The sequence below is a fragment of the Mesorhizobium sp. ESP7-2 genome, assembly GCF_020164715.1.
GTDB lineage: Bacteria > Pseudomonadota > Alphaproteobacteria > Rhizobiales > Rhizobiaceae > Mesorhizobium.
The window spans coordinates 1-22,212 of the sequence record NZ_JAIUGQ010000062.1 but is presented as its reverse complement, the minus strand read 5'-3'; the positions used below and the strand labels follow the sequence as shown (position 1 = coordinate 22,212).

Below are 22,212 nucleotides of genomic sequence, written 5' to 3'. Positions count from 1 at the left end.
GATAGCGCCGAACCTTCAACCTCGACGATTGGCGGAAGCTGCAGTGGCATCCAATCTCCCCCCTTGAGGGGGAGATGCCCGGCAGGGCAGAGGGGGGCGAACTGCCGTGACGCATTATCCAGTGTCCGCCATCAATCGCGGCAATGCGCGCAAGATGCGCAAGGCAATGACCGATGCCGAACTCAAACTTTGGAATGAGATCAGAGCGCATCGCCTTATGGGCTTGGCTTTCAGGCGCCAGATGCCGATCGGTGGCTACATCGTCGACTTTGCTTGCCCGACCAAAAAACTGATCGTCGAGATTGACGGCTCCCAACACGCAACGGCCAAAGCCTCGGAAATGGATGCGGCGCGTACCGCGAAGCTTGAAGCGCTCGGCTGGACCACCCTGCGCTTCTGGAACGATGACGTCGTTCGCGATATCGACAATGTCTGCCAGCACATTGTCATCTCGGCCGGCCTGGCCAATGCCGAAATGTCGGCGGGCGAACCAGCAACGGAGGAGCTCGTTCCATGATCGACCATCTCGGCATCACCGTGTCTGATTTCGACAGTTCAAAAGCCTTCTACGACAAGGCGATGGCGCCGCTGGGTGCCTCGCTGCTTTACATGGTGCCGCAGGAATATACCGGTGGCGCCAAGGTCGGCGGTTATGGCCGCGACCGGCCGGTGTTCTGGCTGAGCGCGGCAAGGGAAAAGCCTCGGGATCACCAGCACGTCGCCTTCACCGCGCGCAGCCGCGCCGAGGTCGACGCCTTCCATGCCGCCGCCCTTGCAGCCGGCGGCATGGACAATGGTGGGCCGGGCCTGCGTCCGCGCTATCACCCCAACTACTACGGCGCCTTCGTCTTCGATCCCGATGGCAACAATGTCGAGGCGGTCTGCCATGATCCGGAGTGAAAACCGATGAGCCTCGACAACCGGCCGGTCTACACCGGCGGCTGCCAGTGCGGCGCTGTGCGCTTCCGCGTCGAAGGCGCGCTTGGCGACGCCTCGGTCTGCCACTGCCGCATGTGCCAGAAGGCCAGCGGCAATTTCTACCTGCCGCTGGTCTCGGTGCGCGGCGCCAAGCTCGACTGGACGCGCGGCGAGCCCAAGCGGTTCCGGTCCTCCAATGCCGCCCGGCGCGGCTTCTGCGCCGACTGCGGCACGCCGCTGACCTTCGAGGCGCCCGACGGCATGGCGCTGGCGATCGCCGCCTTCGACGATCCGGCTGGTATCGCGCCGACCATCCAATGGGGCACGGAAGCAAAACTGCCCTATGTGGATTCCATTCCGCGATTGCCGGGCGAGGACACGATGGCGGATATGGGCTCGGCCCCCTATCTCGCCGAACTCGTCTCCTATCAGCACCCTGACCACGACACCGACCAATGGCCGCCGGAGGAAAGACCATGACCGAGACCGTCCGAACCGGCGGCTGCCAATGCGGCGCCGTGCGCTTCCGCATAAAGGGGGCGCTGGGACGCCCGTCCATCTGCCATTGCCGCATGTGCCAGAAACAGTTCGGCTCCTTCTTCGGCGCGCTGGTGACGGTGCCCAAGGATGGTGTCGAATGGACCCATGAGGAGCCGAGCTATTTCCAGTCGTCGGTCAACATCGATCGCGGCTTCTGCGCCCGGTGCGGCACGCCGCTGACCTACCGCCAGCCCGGCGGGCTCGAGATCGCCATCGGCGCCTTCGACGACCGCTCCGACCTGGCGCCGCGGATCCAGGTCAACTATGCGGCACGGCTACCTTGGGTGGAGACGATCTTCGACCAGCCCGTCCACCAGGATCCCGATTATTACGCACGGCAGGAGCAGATCATCTCCTTCCAGCATCCCGATCACGAAACGGCCAACTGGCCGCAACAGGGCCTGAAACTATGAGCTTGCGCACCCTCTATCCGGAAATCGAACCGTTCGACTCGGGGAGGCTCGACGTCGGCGACGGCCACGTGGTCTATTGGGAACGGTCCGGCACCAAGGGCGCCAAGCCGGCCGTGTTCCTGCATGGCGGGCCGGGCGGCACCATCTCGCCAAAACACCGGCGGCTGTTCGACCCCAAGCTTTACGACGTCATCCTGTTCGATCAGCGCGGCTGCGGAAAGTCGACGCCGAACGCCTCACTGGAGGCCAACACGACCTGGCATCTCGTTGCCGACATCGAACGCCTGCGCGAAATGGCCGGCTTCGATAAATGGCTGGTGTTCGGCGGCTCCTGGGGCTCGACGCTGGCGCTCGCCTATGCCGAGACACATCCTGATCGCGTCAGCGAACTGGTGGTGCGCGGCATCTACACGCTGACCCGCGCCGAGCTCGAATGGTACTATCAGTTCGGCGTCTCGGAGATGTTCCCCGACAAATGGGAGCGCTTCCTGGCGCCGATCCCGCAGGCCGAGCGCGGCGACATGATGGCCGCCTACCGCAAGCGGCTGGTCGGGTCCGACCGCAAGGCGCGGATCGAGGCCGCTCGCGCCTGGAGCCTCTGGGAAGGCGAGACGATCACGCTGCTGCCGGAACCTGAAACCAGCGGTCCGTTTGGCCAGGACGACTACGCCGTCGCCTTCGCCCGCATCGAAAACCACTATTTCGTCCATGCCGGCTGGCTGGAGGAGGGGCAGTTGCTGCGCGATGCCGGGAAGCTCAAGGACATCCCCGGCACCATCGTCCACGGTCGCTACGACATGCCGTGCCCGGCGCGCTACGCCTGGGCGCTGCACAAGGCGTGGCCCAAGGCCGACTTTCATCTGATCGAAGGCGCTGGCCACGCCTATTCCGAGCCCGGCATCCTCGACCAACTGATCCGGGCTACGGACAAGTTTGCGGGAAAATGACGATGACCCGTGAGCGCCTGTTCCTCTTCGACACCACGCTCCGCGATGGCCAGCAGACGCCGGGCATCGACTTTTCGGTCGAGGACAAGATCGCGATTGCCAAACTGCTCGACGAGTTCGGCTTCGACTATGTCGAAGGCGGTTATCCCGGCGCCAATCCGACCGATACCGCCTTCTTCCAGCAGAAACGCACGGCACGCGCGAAATTCGTCGCCTTCGGCATGACCAAGCGGGCTGGGGTTTCTGCCTCCAACGATCCGGGGCTGGCGGCACTCGTCCAGTCGAAGTCGGACGCCATCTGCTTTGTCGCCAAGAGCTGGGACTATCATGTCCGTGTGGCGCTCGGCTGTACCAACGAGGAGAACCTCGAGTCTATAAAGGCTTCCGTCGAGGCATCCGTCGCTTCGGGCAAGGAAGCAATGGTCGACTGCGAGCATTTCTTCGACGGCTTCAAGGCCAACCCGGACTATGCGGTGGCCTGCGCCAAGACCGCCTATGATGCGGGCGCGCGCTGGGTTGTGCTTTGCGACACGAATGGCGGCACGCAGCCCTCGGAAGTGCGGGCAGTTGTTGAAAAGGTCATCGCCGCGGGCATTCCGGGCGGGCATCTCGGCATCCACGCCCATGATGACACCGGCCAGGCGGTGGCCAATTCCCTTGCCGCCGTCGAGGCTGGCGTACGCCAGATCCAGGGCACGCTGAACGGCATCGGCGAACGTTGCGGCAACGCCAATCTGATCTCGATCGTGCCGACACTGGCGCTGAAGCCGGCTTTCGCCGACCGCTTCGAGACTGGAATTTCAGCCGAAGTGCTAACCGGCATCTCCAGGCTGTCCCGCGCCTTCGACGAATTGCTGAACCGCGCCCCGGAAGCGCAGGCGCCCTATGTCGGTTCTTCCGCCTTTGCCACCAAGGCCGGCATCCATGCTTCGGCGCTGGCCAAGGAGCCGGCGACCTATGAGCACGTGCCGCCGGAATCGGTCGGCAATCGCCGCCGCGTCATGGTCTCCGACCAGGGCGGCAAGGCCAATTTCCTCGCCGAGTTGAAGCGGCGCGGCATCGATGTGCCGAAAGACGATCACCGGCTCGATGCCCTGATATCCGTGGTCAAGGAGCGCGAGGCGTCGGGCTATGCCTATGAGGGCGCCGACGCCTCCTTCGAACTCCTGGCGCGCAAGATGTTGCATGGCTTGCCCGAGTTCTTCCACGTCACCTCGTTCCGCTGCATGATCGAGCGCCGCTTCGATGCCAATGGCCAGTTGAAGACGGTGTCGGAAGCGGTGGTCAAGGTGCTGGTCGAGGGCGAGGAGAAGATGTCGGTGGCCGAGGGCCATGGCCCCGTCAACGCGCTCGACATCGCGCTGCGCAAGGATCTCGGCAGATACCAGAACGAGATCGCCGATCTCGAACTCGCCGACTTCAAGGTGCGCATCCTCAATGGCGGCACAGAGGCCATCACCCGCGTGCTCATCGAATCGCATGACGGTACCGGCGCCCGCTGGTGGACGGTCGGCGTCTCCGAAAACATCATCGACGCTTCCTTCCAGGCGCTGATGGATTCGATCATCTACAAGCTGATGAAGAACCGCGAGATGGCGGGGCTGGTGGCGGCGGAGTAAGCATGAACCATCAGCGAAAGTCCATTGATCCATCAGAACTTTGCGATGGTCTTGCCAAGGCTACTGGGCCATAGCGTTGGGCCATGACCGCTGAAGCAATTATCTCCGATGCAGATTCCAAAGCCCGCCGCGGCTTCCTGCTGGCGCTGGGTGCCTATCTCTTGTGGGGGTTGCTGCCCTTCTACATGAAGGCGGTGGCGCATCTGCCGCTCGCCGAGGTCATCGCACATCGCATCGTCTGGTCGGTGCCGATTGCCGCGGCGGTCCTGATCTGGGCCGGCCGCACGGCGGACTTCAAGGCGGCAATCCGTTCGCCCCGCACCATCGCCATGGCGGCGCTGACGGCGGCGCTGATCTCGGTCAACTGGGGCATCTATGTCTGGGCGATCGCCGTCGATCGCACGGTCGAGACCGCGCTGGGCTACTACATCAACCCGCTGGTCAGCGTCGTCGTCGGCGCGCTGTTGCTCGGCGAGCGGCTCGACCGGCTGCAGATCGCGGCGGTGGCGCTTGCGGCGGTCGCCGTCGCCGTGCTGACAATCGAGGGCGGCAAGCTGCCCTGGGTGTCGCTGGCGTTGGCGTTTTCCTTCGCCGCCTACGGCTTCTTCCGCAAGACGCTGCCGATTGGTCCCAGCCAGGGTTTCCTGCTCGAAGTGCTTTTGCTGTCGGTGCCGGCGCTGGGCTACATCATCTTCCTGATCGCCACCGGACAGGACCATTTCATCTCCAGCAGTGGCACCGACACCGCGCTGCTCATCGGCTGCGGGCCGGTGACCGCCGTGCCGCTGCTGCTGTTCGCCTTCGGCGCCAAGCTGCTGCGCCTCTCGACCATCGGCATCATGCAGTACATAGCGCCGACCATGGTGTTCCTGATTGCCGTGCTGATCTTCGACGAGCCGTTCGGCACCACGCAGGCCATCGCCTTTGCCCTTATCTGGGCGGCGCTTGCGGTCTATTCCTGGTCCATGCTGGCGACGGCGCGCCGGGCTACATCTGTCCGAGCCGCCTGACGAAAAGATAGGTCACGCCCGCGATCAGCAGCGATACGGCGGTGACCACCCAGAAGCCCAATGGGGTGTTGACCAGCGGCAATCCGCCGACATTCATGCCGAACAGGCCCGAGATGATGGTCATCGGCAACAGCACCGCCGTCATCACCGACAGCACGTAAAGCAGCCGGTTCGACTGCGTCGTCAGCTTGGCCATCAGCTCGTCCTGCAGCAGCCGCGTGCGCGCCTGCAACTGCTCGCCGTCATAGTGTAGCGTTTGAGCGCGGTGCGAAAGCCGCGCTGCCATGTCGTTGATCGAATCCGGCAGGTCGTTGCGGTGCGAATGGTCGAGATGGCGAAACAGATTGGTCAGCGTCGCCATCTGCCGATGGATGACCACCAGGTGCCGGCGTGCATCGACCAGCGCCTGCCGCTCATTGTGCCATGCGTCGCAGACGATACGGTCCTCGATGCCGTCGAGACTGTCGCTGAGTGTCGCGAGTTCCGCCGCCATTCCGTCGAACGACTGGCCGACGACAGCCTCGATCAGTTCGGCCGGAGAGCGGAATTTGCGCGATCCGTTCTCGATCGCCTTGCGGATGTTGTCGACCGATTGCAGCGGTTGCTTGCGGGCGCCGACCAGCATCGTATCGTTGAGGGCGAAGCGGAAATGACCAAGCCCGCCGGCTTCCGCCGAATAGTCGTGGCGCAGGTCCGGCAGATCGCCATAGAGCCAGTCATCCTCGAGGTCGATGTGGCAGCCATGGCTGGCGCTCAGGAAAGCTTCGCGCACCGGCGCCGGCAAGGCCTGATCGGCGCCGATCTCGCGGCGGGCGCGCATGTCGGAAAGCTGGTAGCTGCGCCATGTCCAGTGCGCGGCGGCGGCATCCCTGGTGCGCGCGCCCTCAGTGGTAAAGTGGTAGGTGAAGAACAGCCCGTGCTCATCGGGCAGGTAAGGCGACAGGTCAGTGCCTTCGAACGGGAGGGCGATGTTCATGGTGGCTTCGCCGGTCACTGATGCAGTGGGGGGTCGCGGGAGCGGCCAAGCGCGATTTCTAGCATGGCATCCCCGATTTAGTGTGACTGTTTCGTGACGGCACGCCTTCCTAAAGGACGCTGGTGATCCCGCCATCCACCAGCAGTGTCTGTCCGCTCACGAAACTGGCGGCGTCGGACGCCAGGAACACGGCGGCCCCCGCGAGTTCCCGCACCTCGCCCCAGCGCCGCATCGGCGTGCGGCCGGTCAGCCAGGCGGAGAATGTCTCATCGGCGACCAGCGCAGAGTTGAGTTCGGTCTTGAAATAGCCCGGCGCGATGGCGTTGACGCGCACGCCGTACTGGCCCCATTCGCCGGCCATCGACTTGGTCAGCATGGTGATGGCGCCCTTGCTCGCCGCGTAAGGCGCGATCGAGGGCCGCGCGAGCACGCTCTGCACCGAGGAGACATTGATGATCGACCCCCTTTGGCGAGCGATCATGCCCTTTACGACGGCCCGGCTCACCTTGAACACGCCGTCCAGGTTGGTGGCCATCAGCGCGTCCCAGTCGGCGTCGCTGAAGGTCTCCAGCGGCGCCCGTCGCTGGATGCCGGCATTGTTGATCAGGATGTCGATCGGTGCGGTGCCGGTTTCCGCCGCCGCGATCGCGCTGTCGACCGACTGCGTGTCGGTTACGTCGATCACCGCTTCAGCGATCGAATGGCCCGCGGCGCGCAGCCTGTCTCCGGCCGCTTTCAGATCGTCGGCCTTGCGGCCGCCGATCGTGACGCGCGCGCCGGCGCTCGCAAGCGCCTCCGCGAAGGCCACGCCCAGGCCGCGGCTGGCGCCGGTGATGAAGGCATGCTTGCCCTCGAGGCCGAACAGGCGGCCGAGATAGTAAGTCGAATGCAATTTGCACCTTCATCGATTGCGATTTGTCGCTCGCCAGCCTGAAGGCTCGTCTGGCCTCGGCAAAGCGGCAGCATCAGCGTGCCGCGTGGCTTGATGACATGCAAGGCGCTTTTGTCGCGGCCGTCAGTCTCAGCGCTTCGGCCCAAAGCCGGGATAAGGGTTGAGCGGCACGACCGCGGCAATGTCCATCATGCCGGCCTTGACCAGCGGCAAGGTGGCGAGGTGGCCGCGCACATCGGCGTCGCTGCCGGCTTCGAACATCATGCCGCTGCCGGGAATGTCGCCGCGGTTCCAGATCTGACGCACGGCGCCTTCGGCATAGAGGGTGCGGCGCTGCTCGGCTTCGCCAGGCAGAAGGGGCGTGAAGTCGGCGTCGGTGAACTTTTCGGTGTTGCGGGTGAGAAGGGCAAGGAACTGCATTTCGGTCTCCTGTCGTTGGGGGGGTGATGACAGGAGGTATCGCGCCGACTGGTAAGACTGTCCAAGACTGATTAGGCTAAAGTTGAGACCTTAGAGGACTTGGGTGTCGAGGAGCTAAAAATGTTCGACCTACGCCAGATCAGATATTTCGTCACTGTCGCCGAAACCGGCAATGTCGGTCGAGCCGCCGAACTGCTGCATATCTCGCAATCGCCGCTCAGCCGGCAGATCATGCAACTGGAGCAACAGCTTGGTGTCCCTCTGTTCGAGCGGGCAAAGCAGCGTGTTCATCTCAATGCCGAGGGTCGCGCCTTCCTGACCGAAGCCCGTGCCTTGCTGTCGAATGCGCGCCGGCTGGAGGAACTTGGCCGCAATCTGGCCAGCGGTGCCACGGGGCGTCTTGCCATCGGCTATGTCGAGGGTGCGGTCCATGCCGGGCTTGTCGCCGGCATGCTGCGTCAGTTCCGCCGTGACCGGCCGGATTTTCATCTGCAGTTGAGAAGCATGCGCTCGGCGGCGCAGATGGAGGGGCTTCGGCAGCGGTCGCTGGATCTCGGTTTGGTGTACGCCCCCGCGGCGGCCGACGATCCTGATATCGCCAGCACGCCGCTACGCCACGAGCCGCTGGTGCTGGCCATTCCCGAAGGCGATCCGCTCGCCGATGTGGCCGATATCCAGCCGCGTCATCTCGATGGCCGCGTCTGGATCACCGTGGTGCGCCAGCCCGACGATACCAATCGTGGCCAGTTCCTAGCCGCCTGCGCAATGGCTGGCTTTAAGCCCGATATCGCTTACGAGACGGCGGACCCGCTGACCTCGCTCGGGCTTGTCAGCGCCGGCCTTGGTCTTGCCACCGTGCAGGCAAGCCTGCGCACTGCCGCGCCGCCTTCGATCCTGTTCCGCGACATGCCATGGTTCGGGCGCGTGGTTTCCATCCACCTCGCCTGGCGGCGACAGGACCGGCGCGCGGTGATCGCCGACCTGCGGGAGGCTGCCCGGAGGGAGGGGAGTAGGGGAGTAGGGGAGTAGGGGAAAAGTGTACACTCCGGAGACTGCAAACCTACTGCCATACTCCAGTAACTCTACATCTTGTCGATCACCGACTGGACGCCTTCCGTCGGCGCGTCGACCGAGGACCCGGCCACCATGATGGCGGCGACGATTGCCTCCGGATCGTTGACGACCAGCGGCTTGACCCGTTGCGCCGTGTGAATGAAGCCCTCCGCCGCCATGTGGTCAAGCATCGCCGTCATCGGGCCCCAGAATCCGTTGATATTGCCGAAGACGATCGGCTTGCGGTGATGGCCGAGTTGCGCCCAGGTCATGATCTCGACGATCTCCTCGACTGTGCCGATGCCACCGGGCAGCGCCACAAAGGCGTCGGATTTCTCGAACATCTTGTGTTTGCGCTCGTGCATGTTGTCGGTGATCAGCAACTCGTCGAGCCGGTCAAGCGCGGTTTCGGTTGCTTCCTTGTTGATGAGGAAGCGCGGGATGATGCCCGTCACCTTGCCGCCGGCCTTGAGCGCGCCTTCGGCGACGGCGCCCATGATGCCTTTGGTGCCGCCGCCATAGACCAGCCGCAGTCCTGACTTGGCAATTGAGCGTCCAAGCAGGTGACCGGCCTTGACATAGATTTCATCGCGGCCCGGAGACGAGCCGCAATAGACGCAGACGGATCGAATCGTGTTCATACCGATGATTGGTGATTGGGTCTGAAAGCGCGGTCAAGCCCCAAGGGCTGAGAAGGCCGGGCTTTTTCTTGTCGGTCATGGCAAAACACGCTAGACCGGCGTTAGGTGGCTAAGGGGCAGGGAAGTACATGGCGATCAATCCATTGAAGGCGTTCTTGTTCGCGGCGGGTGGGACCGTCGCGGCCGCGGGAACCGCCTATGTATCGGGCGCACTCGACCCGTATCTTCATCGCACGCCGCCGGCGGAAGTCGCGGCGTTGACGCCGCCCGCGACGCCGAAGCCGGCCGATCCGGACACGGAAGGGCGCCTGCCGGCTCCGGCGGTGCCGGCCGCTCCGGCCACGGCACCCCAGGCAACAGCCCCGGCGGCGCCCGCAACCGATGCGGCGGCGCCTGCGGCGCCCGCGACGGCGGGTCCGATCGCCCCGACTTTCGACGTCGTGCGCGTCGAGGGCAACGGCTCGATCGTCATTGCCGGCAACGCGGCGCCCAACTCGAAGGTCGAAATCCTCAACGGCACGACGGTGATCGGCTCCACGGTGGCTGGTCCCGATGGCGCCTTTGTCATCGTGCTCGACGATCCGCTGAAGCCCGGCGACTATACAATCGCCTTGCGTTCGACGGTCGGCACGGTCGTGACCGCCTCGGCGCAGACCGCCGTGGTCTCGGTGCCGGCGAATGCGGCTGGCCAGGTGCTGGCCATGGTCGAGGAGCCAGGCAAACCGGCCGAACTGCTGACGGTCCCGGCGCCCGAGACAAAGCCTGCGCCGGCAACCGGCGACCAGGCTGCCGCTCCAGCGCCCGCCGTGCCGGCGGCGACCGCGCAAGGCGTGGTTGAAGCAAAGCCAGCTCCGGCGGCACCGGCCGCGCCCGCTGTGACCGAACCCAAGATCGTCGTCGAGGCGGTCGAGATCGAAGGCAACAAGATCTTTGTCGCCGGCCTCGCCGATCCGGGCCGCAAGGTGCGCGCCTATGCCAACGACATTCCGCTCGGCGACGCACAGACGTCGTCGGACGGCCATTTCCTGGTCGAGGCGACGCGCGACATTCCGGTCGGCAGCTACACCATCCACGTCGACGGCCTCGATGCCGACGGCGTGAAGGTGGTGGCTCGCGCCGCAGTGCCCTTCGAGCGCGAGGCGGGCGAGGCGGTCGCCGCCGTTGCACCCGCCGGGACCAAGCCGGCCGAGACCAAGCCTGCGGCCGCCGCTGCTCCGGCGGGGACCGCACCGGCCGCCGATGCCTCGGCCGTCGTCGCGGCAGCCACGCCGCCAAGCGACGTGCCTGAAATCGTGTCGCCCAAGCTCGAACATGCCGACGGCGCGGTCATTATTCGTCGCAATGATACGTTGTGGCGGATTTCACGGCGCGTCTATGGTCACGGCACGCGCTACTCCACCATATACCTCGCCAACCAGGACCAGATCAGGAATCCGAACCGCATCTGGCCGGGGCAGGTGTTCAAAGTCCCGGAAAAGTCGAAGGAAGGCGAAGCCGCCGACTTCAAGGCGATGGGTGAACAGGCGCCCACTGCACGGACGAAGACGGAATAGCGAGAGACCGGCAATTCCGGCGATCTACCCATCGGCCTAGCTTGCCCTGTCATCGGTCATCGTCTATCGCCGATGAACGATGACAGAGTGCATCCCCATACCAGACCACGCCGTCTCGGCACTGTCCGTCTGCATGCCGGACAGCCGCGCTGTCGCGGCGCGGTTCGCAGCACTTTCGCATCCGGCGCGGATCGAGATACTGAAGCATCTGTCCGCCAGCAATTCCTGCTGCTGCCGTGAGGTCGTCGACCATTTCGATCTGGCGCAGTCGACCATCTCCCAGCATCTGAAGATATTGGTCGAGGCCGGCCTGGTTCGGTTCGAGCCCGATCGTCAACGATCGCGCTATGCTGTCGATCGCGCGGCACTTGCCGATGTATCGGCATCGCTGAGCGCACTCATCAAGTCCTGCTGCTCCGGCCGCTGACCCTCTCATCCAAAAGGCAAGAAAAGTGGCCGAAAAAACCGTATCCGCCGACACCTCGACACTCACGACATTGCGCAATCTCTGGCCCTATATGTGGCCGGCCGACCGCGCCGACCTGAGGGCACGGGTGACCTGGGCGACGCTGCTGCTGGTCGTGGCCAAGGTGACGCTGGTCGCCGGTCCCTATTTCTTCAAATGGGCAACCGATGCGCTGGCGGGAGGTTTCAAAACGCCCCCACCGCTGCCGTCGTTCATGCTTGCCCCGGTGATGCTGGTCATTGCCTATAATGTGCTGAGGCTCGTCCAGCTCGGCTTCAACCAGTTGCGCGACGCGCTGTTTGCCCGCGTCGGCCAGCATGCGGTGCGCCAGCTTGCCTTCCGCACGTTCGTGCACATGCATCAGCTGTCGTTGCGCTTCCACCTGGAGCGCCGCACCGGCGGCCTGTCGCGCATCATCGAGCGCGGCACCAAGGGCATCGAGACGATCGTGCGCTTCATCATGCTGAACACGGCGCCGACGATCCTCGAATTCGCGCTGACCGCCGGCATATTCGGCTTCACCTATGGCTGGAAATATGTGGCAGTGGTGGCGATCACCGTCTGCCTCTACGTCTGGTTCACGGTCAAGGCGAGCGACTGGCGCATCTCGATCCGCCGCGACATGAACGACAGCGACACCGACGCCAACACCAAGGCGATCGACTCGCTGCTCAATTTCGAGACGGTCAAATATTTCACCAATGAGCGCATGGAGGCCGAGCGCTTCGACCGCTCGATGGCGCGTTACGAGATCGCCGCCACCAAGACCTGGACCTCGCTCGGCTGGCTGAACTTTGGCCAGGGCTTCATCTTCGGCGTCGGCACGGTCGTTGTCATGTGCATGTCGGCGCTGGAGGTGCAGGCCGGCACCCAGAGCGTCGGCGATTTCGTTTTCATCAATGCCATGCTGGTGCAGCTTTCCGTGCCGCTCAACTTCATCGGCTTCATCTATCGCGAAATCCGGCAAGGGTTGACCGACATCGAGCACATGTTCGACCTGCTCGACGTGCCGCAGGAGATCATCGACAAGCCCAGCGCCAAGCCGCTGTCCGTCGGTGCCGGCAAGGTCGAGTTCCGAGACGTCCACTTTTCCTATGATCCGAACCGCAAGATCCTGAAGGGCGTCTCCTTCGAAGTGCCGGCCGGCAAGACGGTTGCCATTGTCGGGCCGTCGGGCGCGGGCAAGTCGACCATCTCGCGGCTGCTGTTCCGCTTCTACGACGTACAGGGTGGTCAGGTGCTGATCGACGGCCAGGATATCAGGGATGTGACGCAGGACAGCCTGCGCGCGGTACTCGGCATGGTGCCGCAGGACACCGTGCTGTTCAACGACACCATCGCCTACAACATCCGCTACGGCCGTGTCAGCGCCGGCGAGGAAGAGGTGCGCAAGGCCGCCGAACTCGCCCAGATCGGACCGTTCATCGAGAAGCTGCCCGACGGCTACAAGTCGATGGTCGGCGAGCGCGGGCTGAAGCTCTCCGGTGGCGAGAAGCAACGCGTGGCGATCGCCCGCACCATCCTGAAGGCGCCGCCGATCCTGATGCTCGACGAAGCCACTTCGGCGCTCGACAGCCACACCGAGCAGGAGATCCAGGCCGCGCTCGACCTGGTCAGCAAGGGCCGCACCACCATCGTCATCGCCCACCGCCTGTCGACGGTGATTTCGGCCGACGAGATCATTGTGCTCAAGGACGGCCAGATCGCCGAGCGCGGCACCCATGTCGAGCTGATGCGAAAGCACGGCCTTTACGCCTCGATGTGGGACCGCCAGCGCGAGGCGACCGAAGCCGAGGAGCGGCTGCGCATTGCCCGGGAAAGCGACGAACTGGGTGTCGTCGTGCGCCGGCGTACGTCGGAGATGTCGTAGCTCGAAAAAACCTCTTGACCTCAACTTAAGTTGAGATTGTAGACCGTCGCCCGAGAGCCGAAAAACAGCATCCTCGAGGACGGAATCAAATGGATATCAGCGTTACGGATCAAAGCGTTAATGGCGGAAGCGTGTTCAGGGTCGACAAGTTCGTCGTACCCGCCAATGCTCGCGATGAGATCCTCGCAAAGGTGAAGATGACGCATGAACTGCTGCGTCTGCAGCAAGGTTTCGTCCAGGATTTCCTGCTCGAGCAATTCTCCGGACCGGGCGAATTCAACCTCGTCACCATCGTCGAATGGGAAAGCCAGGCCGCCGTCGACAATGTGTTGCCGATCGTCAAGGCAGCGCACGAGCGCATAGCCTTCAACCCGCAGGAGACGATCGCCCGGCTCGGAGTGCGGGCTGACATCGCCAACTATCAGCGCGTGCCTGGACTCTAGAGCGGTTCAGTGTCTGATAGAGTCGCCGAACCGCTCTAGCTCTTTGTTTTCACGCAATTCCCTAGGGAAAGCGCTACGCGCTTTTCCCGGGAAAACCGCTGCGCACTTTTCCTGGAATTGCCCTAGCCAGGCCAGCCCACGCCCAGTGCCGGCGCTTCAATGGCGAGCACCTGGCCGGTGCGGGCGTCGCTTGTCATATGCTCGAAGCCGCGCCACTCGGCGACGGTGATGAACAGCGTTTTCCTGCCCGCACCGCCCAGCATGCAGGCAAAGCAGCCGCGATCGGCGATGACGGTCTGCAAGACGTCACCGCCTTCGCGCACCCGCACGCAGTGCTTGTTGGGAACATCCGCGTACCAGACAGTCCCTTCGGCATCGAGGCAGATGCCGTCGGGATATCCGTCGAGTTCAGCCCAGATGCGTCGGTTGGACAAGGAGCCGTCGGCGGCGATGTCGAAAGCGGTCAGCCTGTTGGCGTGGGATTCGGCGATGATCAGCGTCTTGTTGTCAGGGGTCACAGCCATGCCGTTGGCGAAGGCGATGGTGTCCGCCACTTGCCTGACCTTTCCATCCGGTGTGACCAAGACGATGGTGCCGGGGCCGAAATGCTGGCCGGCCGCCGGAGCCGGCCCGCCGCCATTGACATAGATGTTGCCCCGCCCATCGACGACGATCTCGTTCCATGGACTCTTCGACAGGCCGCGCAGATCGGCGTGGGTGACGAGCGAGCCATCGGCTTCCTGCCGCAACAGCAGGCCCTCGCGGCCTGAGACAACCAGCAGACGACCATCCGGCAGCCAGTCGATGGAGTAGGGCAGCACAGCCGGAACCCTGAGCATGATCTCGCTGTTGCCGTGCGCATCGACGGCAATGATCTCGCCGGTGCCCCAGTTGCAGACCCACAGGCGTCCATCATGCCAACGCGGCGATTCGCCGAAGGCGAGACCTTCCATGACGATATGCGCTTTGTTGCCCGATGATATTCGCATGATCAGGAACCTCCGTTGCGCGCGTCATCAGCCCCGTGATGAGGCGCTTCTCACCAAGGACGGGCGAGAAGACGATTTGCCGACAGCGGGCTTAATGTTTTTCGCTCACGAAGAACACTCCATCGGCGTGACCGTTGGCGCCGGGGTCTCAATTGCCATTCTTGACGACAAGCGCATCGCCATTGCGGCGGAAGATAGAGACGAACCCGGTTTGCCTGTCGTTGCCGTCTACATTGACAAGTCGCAAGCCGGTCCCGACTTCACGAAATGCGGAGCGTTCGGCCAGCCGGGCACAGCCCGCCCTTGCCCATCATCCGCACCGCCGATTGTCGCGTTGCGGGCAGGGGGTGTTTCGGCTATTGAGGCCGGACCTGAAACAGGGACCGGCCCATGAGCCTTGTCGACACGGTCAAGAACGCGTTCGTACCGATCCATCGCGAAGGTTATCCCTTCATCGCCGTCTTTGGCGCGGCGACGCTGTTCCTCGGCTATTTCTCCTCGATCCTCTTCTGGATCGGCCTGATCCTGACCGCTTGGTGCGTCTATTTCTTCCGCGATCCCGAGCGCGTCACGCCCGTCGATGACCGTCTCGTGGTGAGCCCCGCCGATGGCATCATCTCGGCGGTGGGACCTGCCGTGCCACCGCGCGAGCTTGGCCTCGGCAATGTCGAGATGACCCGCATCTCCGTGTTCATGAACGTCTTTTCCTGCCACGTGAACCGCTCTCCGGTGCGCGGCCGCATTGCCAAGATCGAGCATCGCCCCGGAAAGTTCCTCAATGCCGAGCTGGACAAGGCGAGCACCGAAAATGAGCGCAACGGCCTTGTCATCGAGAGCCCCAACGGCACGGTGGCGGCAGTCCAGATCGCCGGACTGGTGGCGCGCCGCATTGTCTGCTGGACCGAGGCCGGCGCTTCGATCGGCACAGGCGAGCGTTTCGGCCTGATCCGTTTCGGCTCGCGCGTCGACGTATTCCTGCCTTTGACCGCCACGCCGCGCGTTGCCGTTGGCCAGACGGCGGTCGGCGGCGAAACCGTGCTGGCCGAGTTCGGCGGTGTCGCTGGTACGCCCCTGGTGCGGATCTCCTGACGGTGGGCACGCAGTATAAAAAATTCGAAGCCCATGCCAGCGGTGGTCCGCGCATCCGCGAGATCCCGATGCGCATGGTGCTGCCTAATCTCGTCACCGTGCTTGCCATCTGCGCCGGCTTGTCGGGTATCCGTTTCGCTTTCGAAAATCGCTTTGAAACTGCGGTGGTGATGGTGCTGCTGGCCGCTTTTCTCGACGGCATCGATGGCCGCCTGGCTCGCATGCTGAAGGCGACCTCCAAATTCGGCGCGCAGATGGATTCGCTGGCCGACATCGTCAATTTCGGTGTCGCGCCGGCCCTGGTGCTCTATGCCTTCCTGCTCGACCGTGCCGGCTCGCCGGGCTGGATCGCGGCACTGCTGTTTGCGATTGCCTGCGGGCTTAGGCTCGCGCGCTTCAACGTGCTCGACGACGAGAAGACCGAACGCCCAATATGGCAGTCCGAATATTTCGTCGGTGTGCCGGCGCCGGCGGGCGCCGTGCTGGTGATGCTGCCGCTCTATCTCTATTTCCTGCGCCTTGGAGTGGAGCCCAGCAGGCCGGCCGCCTTCGTCGCCACAGGCTTCACCATCCTGGTCGCCTTCCTGCTGGTCAGCCGGTTGCCGGTCTATTCCGGCAAGAGCATCAAGATCCCCGGCGACAGGGTGCTGCCGGTCATCCTCGCCGTCGTGCTCTACATCCTACTGCTGATGACCTACCCCTGGTACACGCTGACGGCATCGGTGGCGGGCTACCTGATCTTCCTGCCGTTTTCCGTGCGCGCCTATTCCAAGCGCGCCAGGCTGGAGGGCGAGAAGGTGCCGCCTTCGGATATAGGTTAGGGCCTCAGGCCCCGGATCAGCAAATCGGTCCAGGCGGACGCGAAGCGGTCGTCGCTGACCTCGATCGAGCGCTCGGTCCAGATCGCTTCGAAGACGCGGAACATGGCGACGCTGCCGACGATGACGGCGGCGACCGCGTCGCTGTCATGGGGGCGCAGTTCGCCCTGGCGCTGACGCTCCCGCAGCCATTCGGCGACTGCGTGGTAGGTGTTCTGCATGATCTCGCCACGCGCCGAGGCCTTCAATTCCGGGAAGTGCTCGAGATCGCGCCACAGGATTCTGAGCATGTCGCGATTCGCGCCGAGTTTTTCCAGCATGCCCTCCACGACCCGGCGCGCCCCCTGATCGACGGCAAGCGCCTGTTCGCCAAGCTCGGCCCGTCCCTCCCGTGCCGTTCCGACAAACCGGTCGATAGCCGCGGCAAGCAGCGCTTCCTTCGAGGGAAAGTGCTTGTAGAGCGCACCCGAGCCACGCGACAGGCCGGCGGCCTCCTGAATTTCGGGAACGCTGGTTCGGTCATAACCGCGCTCGGCGAACAGGCGGATGGCTTCGCGTAGAATGCGCTCGCGTCCTGCGGATGGCGGCTTCATGGCTGTTCCTGTTCACTCCGTTCCTGGTGGCGGGGATTCGGCGTCCGACAATAACATCCCCGTGCGAAATCAAGGATCGCTCACGGCGCGCCTCCGCCCTGCTCGGAAAGCCATGCCTTCCATGTTCTTTCTCCCAGCCGCTCGCTGGTTTCGACAAGGCCCAGGGCAAGGCTTATCTTTCGACTGACCGGAAACGGCAGAATGAGACGCCGCAGCCCGAGCACATCGCGATATTGTCGAGCGAATGTCGAAAACGGCATCACTTCGGGTCCGCCAATCTGCGGGCGGACGCCGCGTTCCCCATCGCTGACAGCCTGGGCCAGATAGCTGGCGACGTCGCGCGTATCGACGGTATTTGAGGGCGAGGTCGGCAGCGGCCAGACCGGCAGCCATCTCAGCCCGGCCAGCATCTGCGCCAGAAGGTAAAAGAATGGGGTCGCGCGGATGACCGACCACGAGAGCGGCGACGTCCGCACAAGCTGCTCGCCCGCCAGCTTCACGCGGCTATAGGGCAGGGTGCTGAAGTCGAGGCCGACGATCGACACGAAGATGAAATGTGAGACATCGGCGCGCTGCGATGCGGCAAGCAGCCGCCGCGTGCCCTCGACGTCGACATCCGACGGACTGGAGAAGAAATCGATCGGCCGCATACCGCGCCTGGCGATCGGCGACAGCGTCGCTGCATGGATGACCGTATCGATGCCGCCAAGGGCTTCTTCGACGCCTTCGCCCGTTGCGAGATCGCCGAGCGCCCATTCCACGGAGCGGTCCGGCCCGGCTTTCCTGGCCAGCAACCTGACGGCGTGCCCGGACGCAGTCAGTGCCGGCACGAGATCGCGTCCGAGATGTCCGGTGCCGCCGGTGACGAGGATCTTTGCCATACGGGATCTCCTTGCCGTGCAAAGGAGGTGTCATGTCGCGCTGGCTGAAACAGGCATGCCCAGCGTCTCTTGGTTCGGTGAGTGAGTAATCCCTCACCAGCGATTTGTCCATCTGAATCGCTGCGTCACGACGGCGCAGTCTCGGTCAGGCGATCCCGAAAGGGGGCGTTTATACGAGTCTGGCGTGGGCGATCACTAAGCTGCGACGCCAAACCCCAGCCGGTCGATCGCCAGCTTCCTGGTCGACACATAATCGGTCTTGCCCGAACCGAGCACCGGGATTTCTTCGACCTTGACGATGTCGTTTGGCACCATCAATTCGGCCGCTCCGGCCTTTTTGCCGAACTGTCGCAACTCCTCTGCGCTCGCATCGTCAGCGGTGGTGACCAGCACGATGCGCTCGCCGCGCCTCTTGTCCGGCACCGCCACCGCCGCGTGGCGTTCTTCCGGCCAAAGCGACTGCACCAGCATCTCGACCGCGCCCAGTGACACCATCTCGCCGGCGATCTTGGCGAAGCGCTTAGCGCGTCCGCGAATGCTGATGAAGCCTTCGCGGTCGACGGCGACGATGTCGCCCGTGTCGTGCCAGCCGGTCAGGGGCTGTAGCTCGCCGGGGCGATCCGCGGTCATGTAGCCCATCATCATGTTCGGTCCTTCGAGCCACAACTGGCCGGCATCATTGATGCCTTCGACCGGCTCCAGCTTCATGCGGATGGCCGGCAGCAACCGCCCGACCGTGCCGTCGCGCCCATGGATCGCGGTGTTGACGGCAACCACGGGTGCGGCCTCGGTCAGTCCGAAGCCTTCGATGATCTCGGCCTGGAAGCGTTCGCGATAGACGCGGCGGGTATCCGGCTTCACCGCCTCGGCGCCGGCGACGACGAAGCGCAGGCTGGAGAAATCCCCGTCCTTGGCGGTGCGCGCATAGTTGGCGAGGAACGTGTCGGTGCCGAACATGATGGTCGGTTTCACCTTGCGCGCGATCTCGGGGATGATCTTGTAATGGAGAGGCGAGGGATAGAGGAACAGTTTTACCCCGGTGACCAGCGGCAGGATGGTGCCGCCCGTCAGGCCGAACGAATGGAACACCGGCAGCACGTTGAGCAGGATATCCGCCGGCGAGATGGTGATCCGCGCCTCGGCCTGCATGGCATTGGCGAGAAGGTTCTTTTGCGACAAAACGACCGCCTTCGGCGTGCCCTCGGAGCCCGAGGTGAACAGGATCACGCCCGGCTTGGCTGCATCCTGCCGCTGCAGCGGCAGGCGCCACAGCAAGGCGGCCGCAAGCTTGTCCAGCATGGTGACGCTGGTCCGCAGATCCTCCAGCCACAGCAGCCTGGCGCCGCCCTTTTCGACCGCCGCGACGACATCGGCGAGATCGGCCTTCTCGACGAAGGCGCGTGAAGAGACAACGGTGCGGATGACGGCCGTGCGGACCGCCGCGGTGACGCTCGCCGGCCCGGCCGTGTAGTTGACCATCGCCGCCACTCGGCCCGCCGACAGAAGGCCGACGAACGACAATACGACGCCGTTGGCGTTGGGCAGCATCACTCCCACCGCTTCGCCCGGCGCCGTCGCCGCCTCGAAGCGCCTGCCCAGCACGCGCGCGCCGATGAACATCTTGCGGTAGCTCAAGGCCCCCGAGATGACATCTTCGATGATGGTGTGCGAGGCGCCGACATGGTCAGCGGCATCGCGCATGGCCAGGAACAGGCCGCGATCGAGGTCGGTGCCGAAAAGTCGGGCCTCGGCGACGCGGTCGAACAGCGCATTGGTATTCGAGGCCTGGTCCGGGTTGCGCGCCACCAGTTCGGCGATCGTCATCGGCTCCAGAACACTGATCGACAGCCGTGGGAACCAGTGACGCGGTGCCTTGTCCCTAGGTGTCAGCGAGACCGGCAGGCTGCGTGCACCGGCGACGAAGATCGGCACGATGCGGGCATCGGCCTGCATGGCAATGCGGGTGACGGCGCGAAACAGCCGAAACGTCTTGACGTTGGGCTCGACCGCGTCCGGCAGGTAGACGGCCAGCCGGCCCTTGCCCTTCAGCACGCGCACCAGCCGGCGGCTGACGAAGACATGTTCGGCGTTGAAGGCAATGGTGCGGCCAAGTTCGCGCCAGGGTTCGAGCCATGGCGAGCGCGCCGACACCTCGTCGAGTATGTGCAGTGTGTCGTCGGGCAGCAGCGACAGCATCAGCGCCGGCTCGAAGCGCGACTGGTGTGAGATGACATAGATGACCGGCACCTGCGCCTTGCGGGCGACCCTGATGCGATTGTCGCTAATCCGGTAGGCGAGCTTGAACGGCACGTAGAGCAGCGCCTGGGTGAAGCGCAGGCCGAGGCGGAATTTCTCAACCGCCCCGATCAGCAGCAAGGCCACAACCAGACCCGCAAGCAGCGCCAGTGTCAGGATCATACCGCGTCTCTCCCAACGATTTTGTCATTGCGGCTCTTGTACGGCCGCTTCCGGGGGCAGAGCCTAGCGGAAGTCGAGGCAAGGTCAATGCGGAAGGGGCGCCCTCACGCCGCCTTCAGCCGCCCGCTGATGAAACGGAACTCCTGCGTCTTGCCGCCATAGCCATAGGCGGCTGCCGGGACCTCGTGCACGAAAGCATAGCTTTCCTGGTGCGCGCCGCCCAGCAGGCGGCCAAAGGCGTCGAAGATCGTCTTGAGATAGGCCTCCAGTTCGAGCTTGGTGTTGGTGCCGTCGACCACCTTGATGTCGAGCCAGAATGTGTTGGTGCCGTGCTCGGCGAGCGACTTGCCGCCGGCGAACCAGTGCTGTGGGTCGAGATAGGAAACGGCAACCGCGGTGAGCGTCGGGTCCTTGCGCAGATGCGCGGCGGTGATCTCGGTAATTTCTCTGGCGATCTCGGCGGACAGGGTGGCGTCCGGCTTGCCGGTGACGCTGACATTGATGATGGGCATTTTTCTTCTCCTTTGACCGGCGTCGGTCGCCGTTGGAGAGACCGTGCCATCATTCCAGAATCAAAAAAATCGAATTGTTTTCGACTTAAGATTCGATAATATCGAATTATGGAAACGCTCGATCCCGACCTCCTCAGAACCTTCCTTGCGTTCGTCGACAGCGGTTCGCTGGCGCAGGCGGCGGCCAATGTCGGCCGCTCACCGTCGGCGGTAACGGCCCAGATGCAGCGTCTGGAGGAGATTGTCGGCGAACCGCTGCTGGCGCCGCAGGGCAGGGGTCGCGGCCTGACGCCCGCAGGCGAGGACCTCGTAGGCCACGCCAGGCGCATTCTTGCGGTACATCGCGAGGCTTGGCTCGCGCTGAAAGGCGCACGCGCTGCCGGGCGCGTCGCCATCGGCACGACACAGGATTTCGCCGATAGCGGCCTGCCGGACCTGTTGCGTGCATTCGCCACCAGCCATCCGCGCGTCAGGCTCGAACTGCGTGTCGGCCGCTCCGCCGAACTGGCGCAGGCGCTGCAGGCCGGTAGCCTCGATCTGGCGATCGTCATGCGGTGGACGGCGGCGCCGGACGAGGTCGGCGTACTGCGCGAGCCGATGATATGGCTGTGTTCGAACAAGGGGCTGGCCTCGCGACAGGAAGAATTGCCGCTGGCGCTGCTCGATCCCTATTGCGGGTTTCGCGAGGCGGCACTCGCCGCGCTCGATGTCGCGGGCCGCCGCTATCGCATCGCCGCCGGCAGTGCCAGCCTGGCCGGCCTGCGCACCGCGGTGAATGCCGGCGTGGCGCTGACCTTGCGAACCCCCCGCTTTGCCCATTCCGGCATTGTCGAGGCGCCCCGCGAACTTGGCCTGCCGCCTGTTCCGATGGCTGAGTTCGCGATCCGGCTGCGCGTCGGCGCCGATGCGTCCGCGAACGATCTGGCGGCGTTGCTGGCTGCCAACCTGGCTCTCTCCGGATCGCCTGGTTGATTTCAGCGAGGCCGCATTCCGCTATCAGCCTGTTGGCAAGGAAAAGCCGACCTGCGGTCGAGCCGGTCTACGCAAAGAAAAAGCCGACCTTGCGGTCGGGCCGGTCTTCGCAAAGAAAAAGCCGACCTTGCGGTCGGCTTGGAGGTAGGACGGGCCGAGGGGTTTGGGGGGACTTGGGG

The 22,212-nt window shown here is 64.2% G+C and carries 25 protein-coding genes; 16 read left to right on the top strand and 9 right to left on the bottom strand.

Going from position 1 to position 22,212, the window contains the following annotated elements; all coding sequences use genetic code 11:
- Positions 1–166: 166 nt before the first annotated feature.
- From LB543_RS31835 to rarD, 7 genes are all read left to right on the top strand, one after another.
- Positions 167–517: an endonuclease domain-containing protein gene (locus LB543_RS31835; protein ID WP_263498900.1), complete on the top strand. Its 351-nt coding sequence runs from the start codon at positions 167–169 to the stop codon at positions 515–517.
- A complete protein-coding gene (locus LB543_RS31830; protein WP_224617120.1) occupies positions 514–900 on the top strand; it encodes a VOC family protein in 387 nt (128 codons plus the stop codon). Before LB543_RS31835 ends, LB543_RS31830 begins: the two co-directional genes overlap by 4 nt.
- Before the next feature lie 6 nt (positions 901–906).
- Positions 907–1,398 (top strand): GFA family protein, encoded by a 492-nt coding sequence (locus tag LB543_RS31825; RefSeq protein WP_224590529.1) that lies wholly within the window; start codon positions 907–909, stop codon positions 1,396–1,398.
- Positions 1,395–1,871 (top strand): GFA family protein, encoded by a 477-nt coding sequence (locus LB543_RS31820; RefSeq protein WP_140759309.1) that lies wholly within the window; start codon positions 1,395–1,397, stop codon positions 1,869–1,871. Before LB543_RS31825 ends, LB543_RS31820 begins: the two co-directional genes overlap by 4 nt.
- Positions 1,868–2,818, top strand: coding sequence for a prolyl aminopeptidase (gene pip / locus LB543_RS31815; protein WP_224617119.1), 951 nt, complete (start codon positions 1,868–1,870; stop codon positions 2,816–2,818). Before LB543_RS31820 ends, pip begins: the two co-directional genes overlap by 4 nt.
- The gene (cimA, locus tag LB543_RS31810; RefSeq protein WP_224617118.1) at positions 2,815–4,437 is read left to right on the top strand and encodes a citramalate synthase; all 1,623 of its coding nucleotides are present in this window, start codon (positions 2,815–2,817) and stop codon (positions 4,435–4,437) included. Before pip ends, cimA begins: the two co-directional genes overlap by 4 nt.
- Positions 4,438–4,520: 83 nt before the next feature.
- Positions 4,521–5,447, top strand: coding sequence for an EamA family transporter RarD (gene rarD, locus LB543_RS31805; protein WP_224617117.1), 927 nt, complete (start codon positions 4,521–4,523; stop codon positions 5,445–5,447).
- Here rarD and LB543_RS31800 read toward each other — a convergent pair.
- The 3 genes from LB543_RS31800 to LB543_RS31790 all read right to left on the bottom strand — a co-directional run bounded on the left by LB543_RS31800 (position 5,425) and on the right by LB543_RS31790 (position 7,735).
- A complete protein-coding gene (locus LB543_RS31800) occupies positions 5,425–6,423 on the bottom strand; it encodes a transporter (protein WP_224617116.1) in 999 nt (332 codons plus the stop codon). The genes rarD and LB543_RS31800 overlap by 23 nt on opposite strands.
- 109 nt (positions 6,424–6,532) lie before the next feature.
- Positions 6,533–7,315, bottom strand: coding sequence for a glucose 1-dehydrogenase (locus tag LB543_RS31795; RefSeq protein ID WP_224617115.1), 783 nt, complete (start codon positions 7,313–7,315; stop codon positions 6,533–6,535).
- A 129-nt stretch (positions 7,316–7,444) separates the two neighbouring features.
- Positions 7,445–7,735, bottom strand: a complete 291-nt coding sequence (locus LB543_RS31790; protein WP_140759319.1) for a muconolactone Delta-isomerase family protein — start codon at positions 7,733–7,735, stop codon at positions 7,445–7,447.
- 120 nt (positions 7,736–7,855) lie between these two features.
- Here LB543_RS31790 and LB543_RS31785 point away from each other — a divergent pair, with 120 nt between their 5' ends.
- Positions 7,856–8,764, top strand: a complete 909-nt coding sequence (locus LB543_RS31785) for a LysR substrate-binding domain-containing protein (RefSeq protein WP_224617114.1) — start codon at positions 7,856–7,858, stop codon at positions 8,762–8,764.
- A 53-nt stretch (positions 8,765–8,817) separates the two neighbouring features.
- Here the strand turns inward: LB543_RS31785 and LB543_RS31780 are convergent, their stop codons facing one another.
- Entirely contained in the window at positions 8,818–9,429 is a 612-nt protein-coding gene (locus LB543_RS31780) for a TIGR00730 family Rossman fold protein (RefSeq protein WP_224617113.1), read from the bottom strand.
- Between the two features lie 128 nt (positions 9,430–9,557).
- Here LB543_RS31780 and LB543_RS31775 point away from each other — a divergent pair, with 128 nt between their 5' ends.
- From LB543_RS31775 to LB543_RS31760, 4 genes are all read left to right on the top strand, one after another.
- Positions 9,558–10,982 (top strand): LysM peptidoglycan-binding domain-containing protein, encoded by a 1,425-nt coding sequence (locus LB543_RS31775; protein WP_224617112.1) that lies wholly within the window; start codon positions 9,558–9,560, stop codon positions 10,980–10,982.
- 79 nt (positions 10,983–11,061) lie between these two features.
- Entirely contained in the window at positions 11,062–11,409 is a 348-nt protein-coding gene (locus LB543_RS31770) for an ArsR/SmtB family transcription factor (protein WP_181183025.1), read from the top strand.
- Between the two features lie 25 nt (positions 11,410–11,434).
- Positions 11,435–13,318, top strand: a complete 1,884-nt coding sequence (locus LB543_RS31765) for an ABCB family ABC transporter ATP-binding protein/permease (RefSeq protein ID WP_224617111.1) — start codon at positions 11,435–11,437, stop codon at positions 13,316–13,318.
- An 89-nt stretch (positions 13,319–13,407) separates the two neighbouring features.
- Positions 13,408–13,761: an antibiotic biosynthesis monooxygenase gene (locus LB543_RS31760; protein WP_224617110.1), complete on the top strand. Its 354-nt coding sequence runs from the start codon at positions 13,408–13,410 to the stop codon at positions 13,759–13,761.
- 122 nt (positions 13,762–13,883) lie between these two features.
- Here LB543_RS31760 and LB543_RS31755 read toward each other — a convergent pair whose 3' ends face one another.
- Entirely contained in the window at positions 13,884–14,750 is an 867-nt protein-coding gene (locus tag LB543_RS31755; RefSeq protein ID WP_224617109.1) for an SMP-30/gluconolactonase/LRE family protein, read from the bottom strand.
- On the opposite strand from LB543_RS31755, the gene LB543_RS31750 reads away from it, so the two are divergent.
- The 3 genes from LB543_RS31750 to LB543_RS31740 are packed head-to-tail and all read left to right on the top strand — an operon-like array spanning position 14,749 to position 16,660.
- Positions 14,749–15,144, top strand: a complete 396-nt coding sequence (locus tag LB543_RS31750) for a hypothetical protein (RefSeq protein WP_224617108.1) — start codon at positions 14,749–14,751, stop codon at positions 15,142–15,144. The two genes, LB543_RS31755 and LB543_RS31750, sit on opposite strands and share 2 nt — an antisense overlap.
- A complete protein-coding gene (locus LB543_RS31745) occupies positions 15,141–15,839 on the top strand; it encodes a phosphatidylserine decarboxylase (protein ID WP_224617107.1) in 699 nt (232 codons plus the stop codon). The genes LB543_RS31750 and LB543_RS31745 overlap by 4 nt, the downstream gene beginning before the upstream one ends.
- Before the next feature lie 2 nt (positions 15,840–15,841).
- Positions 15,842–16,660 (top strand): CDP-alcohol phosphatidyltransferase family protein, encoded by an 819-nt coding sequence (locus LB543_RS31740; RefSeq protein WP_140759333.1) that lies wholly within the window; start codon positions 15,842–15,844, stop codon positions 16,658–16,660.
- On the opposite strand, the gene LB543_RS31735 is transcribed toward LB543_RS31740, so the two are convergent.
- From LB543_RS31735 to LB543_RS31720, 4 genes are all read right to left on the bottom strand, one after another.
- Complete coding sequence (locus tag LB543_RS31735) at positions 16,657–17,250, bottom strand: TetR/AcrR family transcriptional regulator (RefSeq protein WP_140812518.1); 594 nt, start codon at positions 17,248–17,250, stop codon at positions 16,657–16,659. The genes LB543_RS31740 and LB543_RS31735 overlap by 4 nt on opposite strands.
- Before the next feature lie 80 nt (positions 17,251–17,330).
- Positions 17,331–18,131 (bottom strand): SDR family oxidoreductase, encoded by an 801-nt coding sequence (locus LB543_RS31730; RefSeq protein WP_224617106.1) that lies wholly within the window; start codon positions 18,129–18,131, stop codon positions 17,331–17,333.
- A 195-nt stretch (positions 18,132–18,326) separates the two neighbouring features.
- A complete protein-coding gene (locus tag LB543_RS31725) occupies positions 18,327–20,549 on the bottom strand; it encodes an AMP-binding protein (RefSeq protein ID WP_224617105.1) in 2,223 nt (740 codons plus the stop codon).
- A 104-nt stretch (positions 20,550–20,653) separates the two neighbouring features.
- Positions 20,654–21,061: a tautomerase family protein gene (locus LB543_RS31720; RefSeq protein WP_224617104.1), complete on the bottom strand. Its 408-nt coding sequence runs from the start codon at positions 21,059–21,061 to the stop codon at positions 20,654–20,656.
- A 108-nt stretch (positions 21,062–21,169) separates the two neighbouring features.
- Between LB543_RS31720 and LB543_RS31715 the strand changes: the two genes are divergently transcribed.
- The gene (locus LB543_RS31715) at positions 21,170–22,033 is read left to right on the top strand and encodes a LysR substrate-binding domain-containing protein (RefSeq protein WP_224617103.1); all 864 of its coding nucleotides are present in this window, start codon (positions 21,170–21,172) and stop codon (positions 22,031–22,033) included.
- The last annotated feature ends 179 nt before the right edge of the window (positions 22,034–22,212 follow it).